The organism is Lentzea sp. NBRC 105346 (assembly GCF_030269605.1).
In the GTDB taxonomy this organism is placed as follows: domain Bacteria; phylum Actinomycetota; class Actinomycetes; order Mycobacteriales; family Pseudonocardiaceae; genus Lentzea.
The window spans coordinates 506,540-521,719 of the sequence record NZ_BSTQ01000001.1 but is presented as its reverse complement, the minus strand read 5'-3'; the positions used below and the strand labels follow the sequence as shown (position 1 = coordinate 521,719).

Here is a 15,180-nt window from a genome sequence, read left to right as displayed (position 1 = left end):
AGGCTCCCTCGGACGGTGTGCGGCGCGCCATCCGCAGAAACACCTGTTGTGCGGTCTATGTAGTCGCCGGCGTGTCCGACTCCATTGAGGACACCGCGCGGCGGCGGATCCTCAGTCCGCAGGCGGCGAGACCGCAGCCGATGACTGCCGCGCCCGCGACCGCCGCCGCTGCCGAACCGGTGGCTTGTGCGGCGACCCCGCCGAGCAGCAGACCGCAGCCCTGGGACAGCCGCAGTGCCATACGGGCGAGGCCGGTAATACTTCCGAGCAGCTCTGGCGGCGCGGCGCTCGAGAACTCGGTCTGCAGCACCGGGTGGTAAGCCAGGCCGATGCCGGACACCGTCAACAACGACAGTGCGATCCAGTACGACGGCTGTAGGAAGAGCATCGCGAACCCAGCCAGCGGTAGGAGCGATGTCCACACCAGCCATGCGGCACGCCGCGACGCGGCCGCACTGCCGCGAGGCACAGCGAACGCGATGCCCACGGCCATGCCGACAGGGTGAGCCGCCAGCAAGGCGCCGACACCGGCAGAACCGACGCGCAGCTGGTCGGCGAGTAACGCCGCCACAGCTTCCGGTACGGCGGTGACCGCCGCGAGGCACATCAGTCCGAGCGCGCTGAGCAGTCGAGGATCGGCTGCGAGGGTCGTGATCGCGTTCCTGGTGAACCAGACCGCGGTCGACGCTGACGATGGTGGCCGGCTCCCGCGGCGCACACCACACGCGAGCAGGACGGCGGCGACGCCGAAGGTGAGGGCGTTGATCAGGAGGGCTGTGTTCGCGCCGATCAAGGCGACGATCCCGCCACCGGCGCCGAGCCCGGCGACCTGGCCGATCATGCGGGTCGTGTGGAAGACGCTCTGTGCGGCAAGTCGTTCGTCATCCTCCACCACCAGTTCGTAGAGCAAGGCCTGCGCGGCGGCGCGGTACGGGGCGAGCGCGATCGTCGCCAGACTGATCAGCACAGCGAGCATCCACATCGGCGCACCGGGCACTGCCATCGCGGCGAACGCGGCGGCCTGCACGCCCGCGCTCGCGATCATCACGGTTCGACGGCGATGACGGTCGGCCAGCCACGACATCCCGAGGGTGCCGAGAAGATCCGGGAGATACGTCAGTGCCAGCATCAGCCCGGACCACGCGGCCGATCCTGTCCGCTCGTAGACCAGCAGCAGCACGGCTACGCGAGCGAGTTGATCCCCCGCTGTGGACTGCGCCTCCGCAGCCCACAGCACCCTCACCTCCGGCGCCGCCAGCGCACGCCGCCAGGTCCCCGCTCCCCGGTTTCCCACACCGCTCCCCCAGGCCGCACGACTCGTCCCCGCTCACTCTAGGTGTTGCGCCGCATGCGCCGTGTAGCTTTCGGTGAGGTTCCGGCGGTTCTGCCTCGGGGAGGATCACCCGCAGCGAATGAGGACCAGGCGCGGCAGTCACATTGCCTGCATTGCTTGAACAATCCGCCGGGTCCGCAGTCGTGAGCAAGCAGAACATCTGCCCGGACTTCGCTGTTGACCAAACACGGCATGGGGACGAGTGTGACTTTGCAAGGCGCAACTCGGTGAGTCGGTCGGTGTTCGCCAGCGAGGGCGCTTCCCGGTTCCGCGCGCGGATGCCGATGACACTACGCACTCGAAGCGACGGCCGAACCGTCTGACCGGCTAGGCCGAACAGCCTAGTAACAACCGCCTGTCGCCACGCACCGTGACTACGACGTCCCGCATGCACAGGATCGGCGACCTACGTAAAAATACCTGCCATAATGCGAATGACGAGACGTCATCGTCGCCGAGAGTATTCTTCGAAACACACTCCGCACGCCATTTTGCCGCACAGCGGAAAACGCAGCGAATTCACGTCAATGGTGTTCCCTGAACGATTGAAGTTCGGTTATGGTCGCCCCGTCCACCGAACAAGCGCATTGCGGAGCTCGTCTTACAGATCGAGGACGTCGCAGGCGCTGTGTGAACGGTGGACGTGAACCGAACGCTCCAGGGGGACGAACATGATCCATCCACGTATTGCCCGCCTGGCCTTGCCGGGCCCGGCGGTTGACCACGCACCACTCCGTGTCCTGCTCGGCGCGCCTGCAGCGGTGGGAACAGGAGGACGCGCATGCTTGCCGGTCGTGCCGTGATGATGGACCGTCGACGCGGTCACGTCGCGTCGGCGCGTGCGGTGCCCAGGCGGGTACATGTGGAGGAACCGGCTCCACCTGCGGCAGATTCTGTGGTCGCCCGCACGTGGCGAATCCTGGAGATAGTCAGTGGTAGCCCCGATGGGGTTGGACTGACAGAGATCGCGCACCAAGCGGACTTGCCGTCGAGCACGGCGCATCGGTTGCTGCATCAGCTGCAGGAGCAGGACGTGCTGCACCAGAACCGTCGCAGGTTGTGGACCATGGGTCCGAAGTGGATCCAGGTCGTGTCACAGTCGGCGAACCATCAGCCTGACGCTGCGAACCTCTCGCCGAGCCAATGACACAGCTCGCGGCGCACGCCACCGTCGACGGAGTATCGCCCCAACGCTGGTTCAGACGGCACCACGCCGACTAGCGCCGAGAATCGCCCTGCATGACGTGCTGGTAGGTCGTTGCCGATCTGTTCAAGTGCCGAGCACAGTGAGCAGCGCGAACACAGATGCCTTGCTCGGGGACTGCGGCCACTGCGCAGATGGCGCCGCGAATCGTCGCGCCGATTCGATGCACCTCAGTGTCACGTCTATGGAGCGGAAGCAGGGCATGGCAGCAGCACGCCCTGACGTGATGTCGACGACCGCTGGTGCGCCGACGCCCGAGTGCTCTCGTTCCCTTCAGCCCGGCCGGTAGCGGCCGTCCCCCGCGGTGGTGCGCGGATCAACACCCCCCAGCACGTCCGCGCGCCACCGCACCCCCAGACCGATCTCGATCGCCTGCCCCTCAAGGAGCAACGCTGTGGCCCCACAACATCAGCGCTCGACGGATGATCCCGATGCCGACCTTGTCGACCTGCTCGGCGGCACCGCGTCGAGCGACTCGACGCACCCAGCACCGAGCCGCTCGCGGCGACCTGTCGTCTATGTGCTCCTCGCGTCTGTCGCCGCGCTCGTCGTCTTGGTCCTCGGCATCGCCGGGCCGTTCACGTCAACGCCGCGACCGCCGGTCGTCACCGAGGCAGGACAGGCCACAGTGGAGTCTTCCAGCGCGCTCAACGCAGCCGCTTCAACGGTGATGCCGGCGCAACCGGTCGACGCCGCCGACCTCGGCGCGCTGACCGAGGCAACGACGTTCACGACGGTGTCCGGCGCACCCCGGGACCCGGCGCCCGCAGCAGACCCGAGTGGAGGTGTTGTGCACCCGACGGTGAAAGTGGCCGCCTATGCCTCGCCCGGCGGACCCGCGGTCGCTGCGATCCCCGTCAAGCAGCTCGGGACGTCCGACACGTGGCTGCCAGTGGTCGGTGAACAGCCGGGCTGGATTCAGGTGCTGCTTCCCGCAAGGCCCAACAACTCCACCGCGTGGCTGGCGATGACCGATGCACTTACGCTGGCCCGCACGCCGTACCAGATCAAGGTTGATCGCGCGGCGTTCCGGCTGACGCTGATGCGCGACGGCCAGCAGGTCGCACAGTGGACGGTCGGCATCGGCAAACCGAGCGCGATCACACCACCCGGCAGGACCTTCATCCTCGCGTCCATTAAGGACCAGCAGCAGTCCTGGTCGCCGGTCGTGCTGCCGCTCGGAGCACACAGCGACACTCACCTCACCTATGGCGGCGGACCCGGCACCGTGGCCGTGCACACCTGGCCGACCGACGTCTACGGCCAAGCCAGCTCCGACGGCTGCATCCGGGTGCCACCCGACGCGCTGAACCTCCTCAGCACCGAGGTCCCACTCGGCACTCCAGTGCTCATCCGCTAGCCGACCCCCGGCTGATCGAGTCGATTCGGACAAGGAGACCGTGTGGTTCCCGTCAGCAGCACAACCGCCATCAGGGCCGCACTGGTGGCCCTGGCCATCGGAGCGGTCGCCGCCGCACTTGTGACGGCCATGCTCTCCGACGCGCACGCGGCAGCGCCGCCTTACCCGCCCGGCGCCCCAGCACTCGCAGTCGGGGGCATCACGGCGCGGCTGAACCTCACCTCCGTAGCCACATCGCCAGCGAGGTGGCAGCGGGCGGTGACGCTCACCCGCTCCACAACCGCGCGGGTACTGCGCTGCCCGGCCGCGCCGATCCCCTGGCACCGCAGGCACGGTGATCGACAGCATCGTCATGGTCACGAAGGCGATCGAGTTCGCCGTTGGTCAGTACCGAGACCGAGGGCCGACGAGGTATCCGCCGAGATACGTCGCACCACTCCGGCCCTTCGCCGTGCATGCCGTGTCCGGCGCTCATCCCCCACGCAGACTCGCGCCCGTCCGGCACTCACCCATGCCGGCGGCGTTGCCCCGAGCACACACCACTAGGTCAGCGTCTCGTCTCAGGTTGTCCGGTCACGCCGGTACGGCGCAGGCCGGTCGGAAAGAACCCACACAGCGCCCCTGTCCGGGGGCCCAGAAGCAATCGGAGGGATCGTGCCCCGCACTTCTCACACACACTCGCGCCGCCGGGCGGTAGCCGCTGGCGTTCTCGGAGCGATCGCCATCATCGGTGGCGCTGGCAGCGCGGTGGCGGCGACATCAGGAGCCGCCGGCGCCTCGGTGCCGCCGAGCACGTCGACCAAGCCCAGTGACACCACCAAGCCGTCAGTTCCGGGCAGCACGACTCCGTCGGTCCCGACGACCTCGCAGCCGAGTGACACCACCAAGCCGTCCGTGCCGACGGTGACTAACACGGTCGAGAAGCAGCTGCAGCCCATCGTGATCGCGCCGCGACCCGCGCAGGTGGTGGTGCGCTTGCCGGTCACCGGCTGATCACCGCGGACGACCGTCCACACTGGATGAAGCCCACCCTCCCTTCCCCGAGGGTGGGCTTCATCCACACATCCCAGACAGCAGCACACGCCGAGCATCGTCCAGGGGGCCTGGATCCACTCGGAGAGACCCATGCCGTTGAATACCAACGACGTCGAGGCGCGCATGCGTAGCCTGGTGACACTGATCCGCGCCGGCAACTGTCTGACCGTCGTGCTGAGCACGTGGCTGGGTATGCACGGCGTCGAACGAAACGGTGTCCGCCATAAACTGATCGACAGAGGTACTCGCGAGATCACGCAGCATGAGGCGGATTCGCTCGATCTGGCGACTGGCGCGTCACTGCCCTACCGCCGCGGGGAGTTGTGGGCCGACCTTGCCGGTGCTTCGGTCCGGATCGCCACGGCGAACGCCTTGGTGGTGATGCACCGTTTGCCGTTCGAGGTCATCCAGCTCCTTGAGCGAATCCCACTAGGGGTGGCGCTCCAGCCGTATGGCGTGTGCCGCGATACGGCCCCGCCGCGCTACTCATGGACCCCCGACTCCGTCACCGGACCGCGGCTAGTAGTCAGCCTCACAGCAACCCTTCACGTCGGAGGGCGCCCGTGGGCCCTAACCGACGAGACCATTGATCAATCGATCGTCGACCACTGAGTCCTGGCGCGGCCGTGCTGCGCAGCGTGGTTTCCTGAGCACGAAGCCGGCCGCGTTCGGCTGGTTTTCAGGGTTGCACTACGCCTTCGTCGCCGACAGCGCTGAACTGCGTCTTTTAGTCAATCACGGCCGCCATGGGGGAACACACGCTCGTCTTGCCACCTGCCGGCTCCTATCACGTGCGGGCATTCGCCTAGGGCCAGGTAGATGACACCGACATAGAGGATGAGGCCGAAGACGACGATCTGGAGCGGTGGCTGATCCAGATCTGGCCAGCGTGATACGGGCGCCTCGCTCACCACGGGCCGGGCGTTACCTCGGAACGCAGACCTTGGGACTCTGGGGAGCAGGCGAACCGCGCCCCCAAGAGAGGTCAAAGGAGATCGGCAATGTCGAGCTGTTTCGATCATTCGGACCGATTCCCCGGACCACGATCCGGATCCACCGACCGCCGGGTTCGGTCACAACGGCGGACTCGCTGACATGCACGCTACTGACCGTGCAAGTCAGCGCGGGTGTAAGCACACTAAAGTCGATCACCCCGATGACGCTCGTTCCGGAAGTATTGCCGCCGACGGCAGTGCAACTGCCCCCTCCAGGCCCCTTGCCACCCCCGCCACAGTCAACAGTGCCGTCGTGGGTGGATGTGAACCCCGCAGTGTGTACGGCGATCCGCAACCCATCCATCACGGTGACCGGATCACCAGGCACCTGTACGACAACGGTGCGCTCCTCCTCAGACCGTACTGGTGCTCCTGCCGACGAGGTCGCCGCCGCGGACGAACTCTGCCCGGCGCTCGTCGGACCGCCAGTGGCCGACGCCGTTGTGTTCGTAGGAGCCGCGGTTGGAGACAGACGCACCGAATCTGCTGGTACCAGCGAGAACACCGTAACGAGAGCCGGCAGCCACACGGCAACTACCACCGCCAGGCCTACCCGGCGCGACGGGTACAGATGTACATCCCCAACGATGGTGCCCACCTGGAGCAGCTGGCGGAACACCCCCACCGCTCGGTTGGTGACCGGTGCGGGGGACTCATCCTGTGGGCGCTCATCCGGTCGGTTTTCGGTGTGGTCCAACGGGGCAGGCGCAGGCTCGCTTGGCAGACGGTCGTCTTCGCCGAGCGGTGGATTCCGGTCGGAGTCGGGCATTCCTACACGTTACGCACCGCATCAGCGTGGTCACCGTGCGCCCCAGGCGGCGCTCGAATGTTCATCGGACCTATGGAACCAAGCGGACTGAACCATCGTCAGCCACTGCATAGATCGAAATCCGCAGCAACTGCCGCACCCGAGCTGGTGCTCGCAGCGCCGCTCGCACCGATTTGGGGTCATCACGGATCACCAACCCGTAACGGGTGGCCGGATCATCAACCTCCGGCTGGCGACACAGCAGCTGGCCATAGGCTGTGTGCATGTCGAGGCCAGCAGCGGCGGTCTTGCCCTTGGCTTCGCAGCACAACTTAACGCCATCCCGTGATGCGACGACATCCCAGAACTGGGCCTCGACTTCGACTTTCCAATCTTGAGCACGCAGCCAGGAACAGAACGAGCCAACGACAAGCGCTTCGTCTCCTCGCATGCGGTTGCTCCCATGCTGTCCTCCATCGGCCCCCAGACGCTTGGCGTACGGGACGAAGGCTGATCTGGCTGGCCGCCAACGGTAGCGCGCTGATCAACTCAGTGGCGTCAGGGCATCGCCGCACCTGGATCGTGCGCCGCCTACTCGTTGGCTGCGCTGGTGCTGATGATCGCGATAAGCGATCGGGATGGGTCCCGGAGAGTCGGGAACATTGGCCCGGGACAACGGGAATCTAGCTCATCACCATGAGGAAATGGCGAAGCGAGCGCTGACCCGAGTCACACCGATCATCGGCTGGGGGACGCTAGCCTTCGTGTGCCTGTGGGTCGTCGTTGGCTCCTTCATCGACAGCGGCCAGTACTTCGTCGGCGATGCCATCTCGGTGCTCGGCTTCACTACGGTCGGAGCGCTCGTCTTGTCGCGTCAGCCGCGCAACTGGGCTGGCATCCTGTTCCTCACGCCGGCGTTCGTCGCAGTCAGCTACGTGGCGGAGGCCTATATCAAGGCTGCCGATCAGCATCAGCTACCTGGTGTCGTGTGGGCTTGGTGGCTCGGAGGGTGGATCTGGGCAGTCGGCGTGATCCCGCCCCTGACCGTCCTGCCCTTCGTCTTGCCGGATGGGAGGCTGCCGCCCCGGTTCTGGCGTCCCGTGGCCCGAGTGGTCATCTTGGTGATCACCACCTTGATCGCGCTATCTCCCTTCATTCCAAGTCGGCCCGATTCTCCTCCGAATCCCATCGGCATCCCCAGCTTGACTTGGTCGGACGAGTCGAACGGCGCGGTCTTGGTCGTCTTTGGCAGTTGTGCGCTGCTCGGCCTCGCCAGCCTGGTACACCGTTTGGTGCTCTCTAAGGGGCATACACGGTCTCAGCTGCTGTGGATCGCGCTGGGAGCCTGGCTGCTGGTGCTCTACGTGTACCTGGAAGGAAGGTTTGGTGAGCCGCTCGAGGTCATTGCGGCGCTTGGATCCAAGCTCGCTCTACCTATCGCATGCGGCATCGCGATCTTGCGCTACGACCTGGTGGTTCTCAATCCCTTGCTGCGTCAGCTGTTGCTCTATGCCGTGCTCGTCACAATTCTCACAGCCAGCTTCTTGGTGCTGCGCATGTTGCTCGGCTCAGGAGCGCTGGTGGCGACATGCTCCGCAGTGGGCTTAGCGCTCGTAGCACCGCACCTCCATGGTTGGCTCAGCAGCCGAGTGAGCCGCCTGATCTATGGCAAACGAGGGAGCCCGGCAGAGATCGCGGCGGAGCTCAGGCAGCGTCTGGCCACGGCGGCCGGGCCAGATGGCGTTCTGTCCGCCGTTGCTGACTCTGTGGCCCGAGCCCTGCCAGTCGATGCGGTAGCGGTGGTGCTCATGTCGGCCGACCGGGAGCTGCGTCGGGTTACCCGTGGCGACGCCGAGCGACCCGTTGATCAGACATACCCACTGCAGTTCCAAGGTGTTCGGCTCGGCCGCATCGAGATCATCCTGTCCGGACTCGACCTCGACAAGGCCGAGAGGTCACTGCTGACCGATCTCACTAGCACCGCGGCGCCGGCGGTCGCGGCGGCGCACCGCGCTGAAGAATTGCGACGGGCCCGTGAGCAGCTTGTCGTGACGCGCGAGCAGGAACGGCGCCGCATCGCCAGGGATCTGCATGACGGCCTGGGACCGGTGCTGTCCGGGGTGGGATTCACACTCGACGCCTTGCGCCGTTCGGCAGTCGGGTCCGACAACAGCGAGGCGCTCGCCACCGAGGCCCGCACCCAGCTACGCGAAGCGTCGCAACTCGTTCGCCGGGTCGTGCGTCAGCTGCGCCCGACACTACTTGATCAACTGGGACTCGCCTGTGCCCTGCGGGAGCTGGCCGCCTTGCACACGAACCCAACGCTGGTGGTCGAGGTTCACGGCGAAGAGCTCGGCGAGCTGACCGCAGCCACCGAAGTGGCGGCCTACGCCATCGCCGCCGAGGCACTGACCAACACTGCTCGCCACGCAGCAGCCCGCCGGTGTGACATCAGGCTGAGCCGCCACGCCGACACCCTGACCGTGACAGTTGAAGACGACGGCAGTGGAATTGAGCCAACCCTTGCCAGGACAGGGCTTGGCCTTGCTTCCATGGTCGAACGCGCCGAGGAGTTGGGCGGCCAGTGCCAGATCAGCGCGCGCGAGGGTGGCGGCAGTGTGGTTCGGGCCGATCTTCCGGCTGGAGTCGATCAAGGCTCGGAAGAGGGGCCCACACAGCCAGCCGAGGTGGAGCCATGAGTCTGGTTCGGGTCGTGGTGGTCGACGATCACGCGGTCGTCCGCGAAGGGATCTCCGCGCTGCTGGCTACCCGTGCCGACATCGAGGTGGTCGGGCTGGCTGCAGACGGCGTTGAAGCCCTGCATGTGGCGCGCGAGCGTCAACCGCACGTCGTCCTGATGGATCTCGGCATGCCGCGCATGAACGGCATCGAGGCCACACGGCGACTCGGCGCACTGCAGCCTCCGCCCGCAGTCATTGCGCTCACCATGTCGGACGACGATGGCTCGCTCCTCGCCGCTATCCGGGCCGGTGCCAAGGGATACCTACTCAAAGACGCGGACGGCGATGACGTGGTGTCGGCGATCCACGCGGTCAGTGGTGGCCAGGCCATTTTCGGCCCAGGAGTCGCCGCCGCGGTTCTTGCTTTGCTGCAGGCACCACCGGTACTGCAGGAACCGCCGTTCAAGGAACTCACCAGCCGCGAACGCGAGGTACTCGACCTCGTCGCCGCAGACCACGGCAACGCCGCCATCGCCCGCCGCCTCGGCATCTCTACCAAAACGGTCGCCAACCTGGTGTCCCTGATCTTGACCAAGCTCGGTGAACCGGACCGCCCGCACCTGGCTCGGCGGGCACGCACAGCCGGCCTGGGTAGTGCATCTTCTTAAGCGCTGCTACGGATGGGACAGCCTCCCGTCACATCGGGTTCGTGTCCCCGGTCATCAGGAACACCATAGCCACAGGCTTGCCAACCAAGAGCAGTCACAGCCGCTCAAGGGAGGTAGAGCCACATGGCAAACAACGACAGGGAACTCCAGTACCTGACCCATTACGGCTATCACACGCAGGCCGACGCTGCGGACGGCAAGCGCTCGGCGTCCGAGAACGAGAGCCTCCAGCAGGTCGCGCTGGCCCAGTTCCAGCAGATGGCCCACGTGCCGGTCACGGGTGAACTGGACCAGGCGACGCGTGAGGCAATGGAGCGGCCGCGGTGCGGCTTCCCGGACCAGGTCGCAGCCGATCCGTTCAGCACGGACGAGTCCGGCGAGTTCGTCGCGTCCGGTACGCGCTGGCCGCAGGCGATCATCACCTATCGCCTCTACAACACCTCACAGCACTTCGATGGCGAGCGGCAGCTGCAGATCGTCCGCGATGCCTTCAAGAAGTGGTCGGCCGTGGTGCCGCTGGTGTTCGTCGAGGTTGGCCCTGGAGGTGACAGCGACATCCGGATCCTGTTCGGCGCTGGCGAGCACAACGGTCCGTACCGGCTTGAGCTGGACCCAGCTTTCGATGGTCCCGGCCGGGTGCTGGCTCACGCCTTCTTCCCTCCGCCCAACGCCGAAGAACTCGCCGGTGACGTCCACCTCGACGAAGACGAGACCTGGCAAGAAGGTGTAGGTGGGGCCGGCATCGACCTGCTCACCGTGCTGGTCCATGAGATCGGGCACGCGCTCGGACTGCGGCACACCGACGTGCCCAATTCGACGATGAACCCCTTCTACCCCACACCCAGCACGCCTGCGGCCGATGACCGGGCCGGTGTCCGGCAAATCTACCGAGAGCACATCTGGATGGCGTCGATCTACCGGGATCTCCTCGGCCGCCGGCACGACGAGGCCGGCCTCGACGGCTGGGTGCGGTATCGCCTGGCCAGCGGAGCCACCACCGAAGGCATCACCCGCGGATTCTGCTACTCCCTGGAGTACTCGGAATACATCGTCAGGCAGCTGTACCTCAAGTTGCTCGACCGCGCTCCCGAACCAGGCGGTCTCATCGGCTGGTCGAACCTGCTGCGCAAGGGAATGAGCCGTCAGGCTCTCATCATGGGGATCGCCGAGAGCACCGAGTACGGGCTGAAGAACCCGACGCCGGAACGCTTTGTCGAGTCGCTGTACCGCCGGCTGCTCGACCGAGCACCGGAACCGGGTGCGATCGAAGGCTGGGTTGAGCAGATGAAGCGCGGCATGACGGTTCGCGACGTCGCCCGCGCGTTCCTCGAGTCGGAGGAGTACACCCGCAACCTGGTCCGCGAGGCTTACGCGCGGTTCCTGCGGCGCACGCCGGATCAGGGTGGCTGGGACGAGTGGGTCAACCGCGTGAAGGCTGGACTGGCGCACCAGGACTTGGCCGCAGGCTTCCTCGCCTCACCGGAATACCGTCAGGCGGTCGTGGCCTGGTGGTGACATCGGGATAGCAGCCAGGCTCCTGTGTCATCGTCGGGCGCCGGGACGATCCGCCACACATGAACATGCACCAGTGCCGAGTTTCCTCCATGGAGTGCTCGGCATTGGTGCTAGACGCGCTGGTCTCTGCCCTGGTGGATTAGCTGCGCACGGGCCTGTTCTGCAACATAGCGTCAGCCGTCGCACAGGCCGCCCCCTCGACCCCGTCGCGCTATGACTCTGTGGTCGACACGCCGGATGACGGTGACCTCGTAGCGTCGCTGGTTGGGCAGGATCCCTCAGTCGCGTGAACTGTTTCGCACCAAACGGTGAGAAGCAGGTCCGGTGCTGGACCCTGACAGCACTCTGTAGCTAGGACAGACCTTGCGGCCCAGCGCGGCGAAACGCGTTGGTAGACAAGGAGGATCCGGCATGGTTCGGGGCGGCGGCAACCACTTCAGCAGTTCGATCATGCGCCGAGCAATCCGCACGGCCATCGTCAGTGCCACCGCGGTCTTCAGCGTCGGCCTGGTAGTCACAACAGCGCAGGCCTCAGCTGGAACAGTTGCGGTCGGTCACGTGCGTCTGCCGCTGCGAGAGGCCGTTGCCGCATTGGTAGTGGCCGACGAAGTGCGGGATGGCTACGAGCGCACCAAGTTCCGCCACTGGATCGACGCTGATCGCGACGGCTGCTCGACCCGCGCCGAAGTGCTCATCGATGAAGCCGTCATGCCGCCTCAGGTCGGAGCAAAGTGCGCGATCTCTGGCGGGTCCTGGTACTCGTCGTACGACGACGTCTATGTCGCCGAGGCGAAAGCCAGCGACATCGACCACATGGTGCCGCTCGCCGAAGCTTGGGACAGCGGTGCCCGCAGTTGGACAGCCAAGGAGCGCGAGGCCTACGCCAACGACCTCGACGAGCCGCGGGCCCTTATCGCCGTAACCGCCAAGTCCAACCGCTCGAAGTCTGACCAAGATCCGCGCGAGTGGCTGCCGCCATATCAGCCGGCACAGTGCGGCTACGTCACCGATTGGGTGGCGGTCAAGACGCGGTGGAGCCTGACCGTCGATGCGGCCGAACAGGCGGTGCTCACGCAGAAAGCGGCAGCCTGTCCGAACGTTCCGGTTGTCGTAACGAAGGCGCTCTAGTCTCCGGAGCGATCAGGCGGTAGGGACAGCTGACTCGGCATGCGGCCAAGCGGTCGACGTCGCGTTAGGCAGTCTGATCAACAACCGTGGCAACGGCCGCTGCTCGCTTGACGGCCTCAGTGCCAGCAATGGCGTTGGCCTTGGTCTCGCGAGATCTCCGGCAGCACGTCGGCTCCCAGCTGCGTGATCACCTCGGCTACCTGGTTGTCCCAGCTGGCCTCATCGGCTGGGACAACCAGGTAGCCGAGGTCCAGGAGGTTGTAGGTGCAGAGTCGGATCGTCGTCGCGACACCGTTTGAGCGCGTGTTCGACGTTCAGCGGTCCACGACCGCAGACCGGAACGGGTCGTGACCTCGCGATATGGTTGGCTCTTGACTCCGCTGGAAGGGGCCAGATGAGGGGCCAGGGTGTGAGCGAGCGACGAGGGAACGGCGGGTCGCAGCCGAAGTGGGAGATGGCGCGGGACCAGCCTTTGCTTGGTGAGCGTCAGCCTGGCTACGCCGATCAGCAACGGAAGATTCGTTACCTGGCGCTGTGGTTTCTCGACGTGTACTTGTCCTATGCCGCTGTGCGCGGCGACGAGCTGCTCGCCGGCGGCCAGGACGAGGATTCTCCCGAGGCGCGTGAGCACGCACAGGGTTGTGTTTATGTGCTCGAGAGGGTGCCGCGTTCATGGGCGGGCGTGGTGGGCCGGGCGGTGATGACGGTGGCGCGGGATTGGATGGACGCCGCGTACTTCCCGGATGGCCCGAGCGGTCCGCCGCTGGCGGCGGAGCTCGCCGACGCGATTACGCCGCCGCCGGGCGCGGGGTTGGAGGCCGCACAGCGGTTCATCCGCGCGTTGTGCCCGCCTGGGCGCCAGGAGGCCGCGATGGGCTTGATCGCCGACCGCCTGGCCGCCGACAAGGCCGCCACGGAGACCCCGCTGACCAGCGACGCGGTGCGGCGCCAGCGGGCGGAGATCGACCGGCACGCCCGGCGGGAACCGGTGGCGGCGCTGCATGTCGAGGCCGCGATGGCCGCGTACTTGTTTCTGCAGCCCGGATTCGTGCCTGATCGGGTGGCGGAGCTTCAGCGGCTCGGGGCCATTCTTGGCGACCTCGGCGAGCGCGTCCGCGGCTCCGCGGAACCCGAGGCCGAGGCCACGACCGCGGTGCCCGCGGCGCTGGGTGGGACGGTGCCTGTGTGGCAGGCGGCGTGGGCCTGGGCCGAGGTGCTGACCGGCCTGCCGGGGATGTCTGCCCAGCACCAGACCGACGAGGTGAAGGTGTTGCTGGCGCGGGCAATCAGCATCGCCGCAGCCCGCGACGGCCTGTTGCCCGTGAACCGGTTGGAGCCGCTGGAGTCGGTTACCGCGCTGGAGACCCTGTCGCTGACCGTGGTGCAGCTGCGTCATCTCAAGCCGCTCACCGTCACCCTGGAGTTCGTCGACAGCAGTCTCGGCGTGACGCCCACAGCGGGCGACCCTGGTCACACCGCCTACTGCGATCTGCACCGGCTGCTCACCCAGGACGGCCTGACCGCCCAGGAGATCGTCGAGCATCCCGCCGCGTTCGCCACCATGCAGGCCGCCGTCGACCAGTGGCAGCAGTACGTTCGGCGCGCGGGCGGCGTGATCACCGGCGCCCACCTGCACATCGGACCGTCCGACCGGACCGAGCAGGTGTTCCTGGCGCAGTTCCGTCCCGAACTCGCCCGTCATCTCGCACTCGCCGATCCTGACGCCGAACCGGCGCCCGGTGTACCCGAGCTCTGGCGCGCCGCCCAAGCCTGGGGCACCGAGCTGGCGGGCCTGGCCCTGCAGGGACCGCCCGGCTTCGATCACCGCGCGACCGCGGGCATCATCGCACTGGCCGCATACGCGCTCGCGCTGCGCCATCAGGTGACCGACGTGCGGCAGGTCGGCGTGGATCGGCTGGCCGTGCCGCTGTTCGACGGCGAGAAATTCGACGCGCTGGTCCGCAGCGAGCTCGGCGCGGCCGGCCACCAGCTCGATGAGGCGGTCGCGGCCGACCCGGTGTCGCTGATGTGGGCATGGCTGCACCGGACGTGGCCGGTCGACGAGGTGACCGGCGAGCTGACCGGCCGGGGCCCGGACTGGCCGCCGCGGTGGTCCATCGGCGGCCACTGCGCACCCCGGCCGCTGATCGAGGTCTACCTACAACGGGCGGCTGGCGGCGCCGATCGCGTGCTGTCCGCGGAGCGCAACGCGCTTCCTCGGAGCGCGAAGGTCGTGGTCGTGGGCGGTCAGCACGCCGGTAAACGCGGCTTTGTCGAATTTGCCGCGTGGCGGCTGACCGGCGGCATGGACCAGGTGGAGCCGGGGCCGCCGCCCGCGTACTACGTGAACCTGGGCGAGATCCCAGGCGGTGAGCGCGTGGACTTCCTTGTCGAGCCGATCAGCGCGGCCGACCTGGAACTCGGCCACGACGTCACGGACGAGCGTCAGCCCGATACCCCCTGACGCGATCGAGGGGCGCCGCGGCTCTGCCGCTCACGTGACGATCAGGCCC

At 66.8% G+C, this 15,180-nt stretch carries 11 protein-coding genes; 8 read left to right on the top strand and 3 right to left on the bottom strand.

Features of this window, described 5'->3' with window-relative positions:
• Window positions 1-55: 55 nt before the first annotated feature.
• Window positions 56-1,237, bottom strand: a complete 1,182-nt coding sequence (locus QSK35_RS01890; RefSeq protein WP_285741573.1) for an MFS transporter — start codon at window positions 1,235-1,237, stop codon at window positions 56-58.
• Window positions 1,238-2,114: 877 nt separating this feature from the next.
• Here QSK35_RS01890 and QSK35_RS42650 point away from each other — a divergent pair.
• Window positions 2,115-2,480, top strand: a complete 366-nt coding sequence (locus QSK35_RS42650) for a helix-turn-helix domain-containing protein (protein WP_352243047.1) — start codon at window positions 2,115-2,117, stop codon at window positions 2,478-2,480.
• 451 nt (window positions 2,481-2,931) lie between these two features.
• Entirely contained in the window at window positions 2,932-3,897 is a 966-nt protein-coding gene (locus tag QSK35_RS01885) for a L,D-transpeptidase (RefSeq protein ID WP_285741571.1), read from the top strand.
• 668 nt (window positions 3,898-4,565) lie between these two features.
• On the opposite strand, the gene QSK35_RS01880 is transcribed toward QSK35_RS01885, so the two are convergent.
• Complete coding sequence (locus QSK35_RS01880; RefSeq protein WP_285741569.1) at window positions 4,566-4,913, bottom strand: hypothetical protein; 348 nt, start codon at window positions 4,911-4,913, stop codon at window positions 4,566-4,568.
• Window positions 4,914-5,022: 109 nt separating this feature from the next.
• On the opposite strand from QSK35_RS01880, the gene QSK35_RS01875 reads away from it, so the two are divergent.
• Window positions 5,023-5,544, top strand: coding sequence for a hypothetical protein (locus tag QSK35_RS01875; RefSeq protein ID WP_285741568.1), 522 nt, complete (start codon window positions 5,023-5,025; stop codon window positions 5,542-5,544).
• A 1,222-nt stretch (window positions 5,545-6,766) separates the two neighbouring features.
• Here the strand turns inward: QSK35_RS01875 and QSK35_RS01870 are convergent.
• Window positions 6,767-7,126, bottom strand: a complete 360-nt coding sequence (locus QSK35_RS01870; RefSeq protein WP_285741567.1) for a hypothetical protein — start codon at window positions 7,124-7,126, stop codon at window positions 6,767-6,769.
• A gap of 253 nt (window positions 7,127-7,379) precedes the next feature.
• Between QSK35_RS01870 and QSK35_RS01865 the strand changes: the two genes are divergently transcribed.
• The 5 genes from QSK35_RS01865 (at window position 7,380) to QSK35_RS01845 (ending at window position 15,131) form a co-directional block, all read left to right on the top strand.
• Window positions 7,380-9,374 carry a sensor histidine kinase gene (locus QSK35_RS01865; protein ID WP_285741565.1) on the top strand — a complete coding sequence of 665 codons (1,995 nt, stop codon included), beginning with the start codon at window positions 7,380-7,382 and terminating at the stop codon, window positions 9,372-9,374.
• Complete coding sequence (locus QSK35_RS01860) at window positions 9,371-10,024, top strand: response regulator (protein ID WP_285741563.1); 654 nt, start codon at window positions 9,371-9,373, stop codon at window positions 10,022-10,024. Before QSK35_RS01865 ends, QSK35_RS01860 begins: the two co-directional genes overlap by 4 nt.
• Before the next feature lie 123 nt (window positions 10,025-10,147).
• Window positions 10,148-11,539 (top strand): matrixin family metalloprotease, encoded by a 1,392-nt coding sequence (locus QSK35_RS01855; protein ID WP_285741562.1) that lies wholly within the window; start codon window positions 10,148-10,150, stop codon window positions 11,537-11,539.
• A 411-nt stretch (window positions 11,540-11,950) separates the two neighbouring features.
• The gene (locus QSK35_RS01850) at window positions 11,951-12,667 is read left to right on the top strand and encodes an HNH endonuclease family protein (protein ID WP_285741560.1); all 717 of its coding nucleotides are present in this window, start codon (window positions 11,951-11,953) and stop codon (window positions 12,665-12,667) included.
• Between the two features lie 409 nt (window positions 12,668-13,076).
• Window positions 13,077-15,131: a hypothetical protein gene (locus QSK35_RS01845; RefSeq protein ID WP_285741558.1), complete on the top strand. Its 2,055-nt coding sequence runs from the start codon at window positions 13,077-13,079 to the stop codon at window positions 15,129-15,131.
• Window positions 15,132-15,180: the final 49 nt, after the last annotated feature.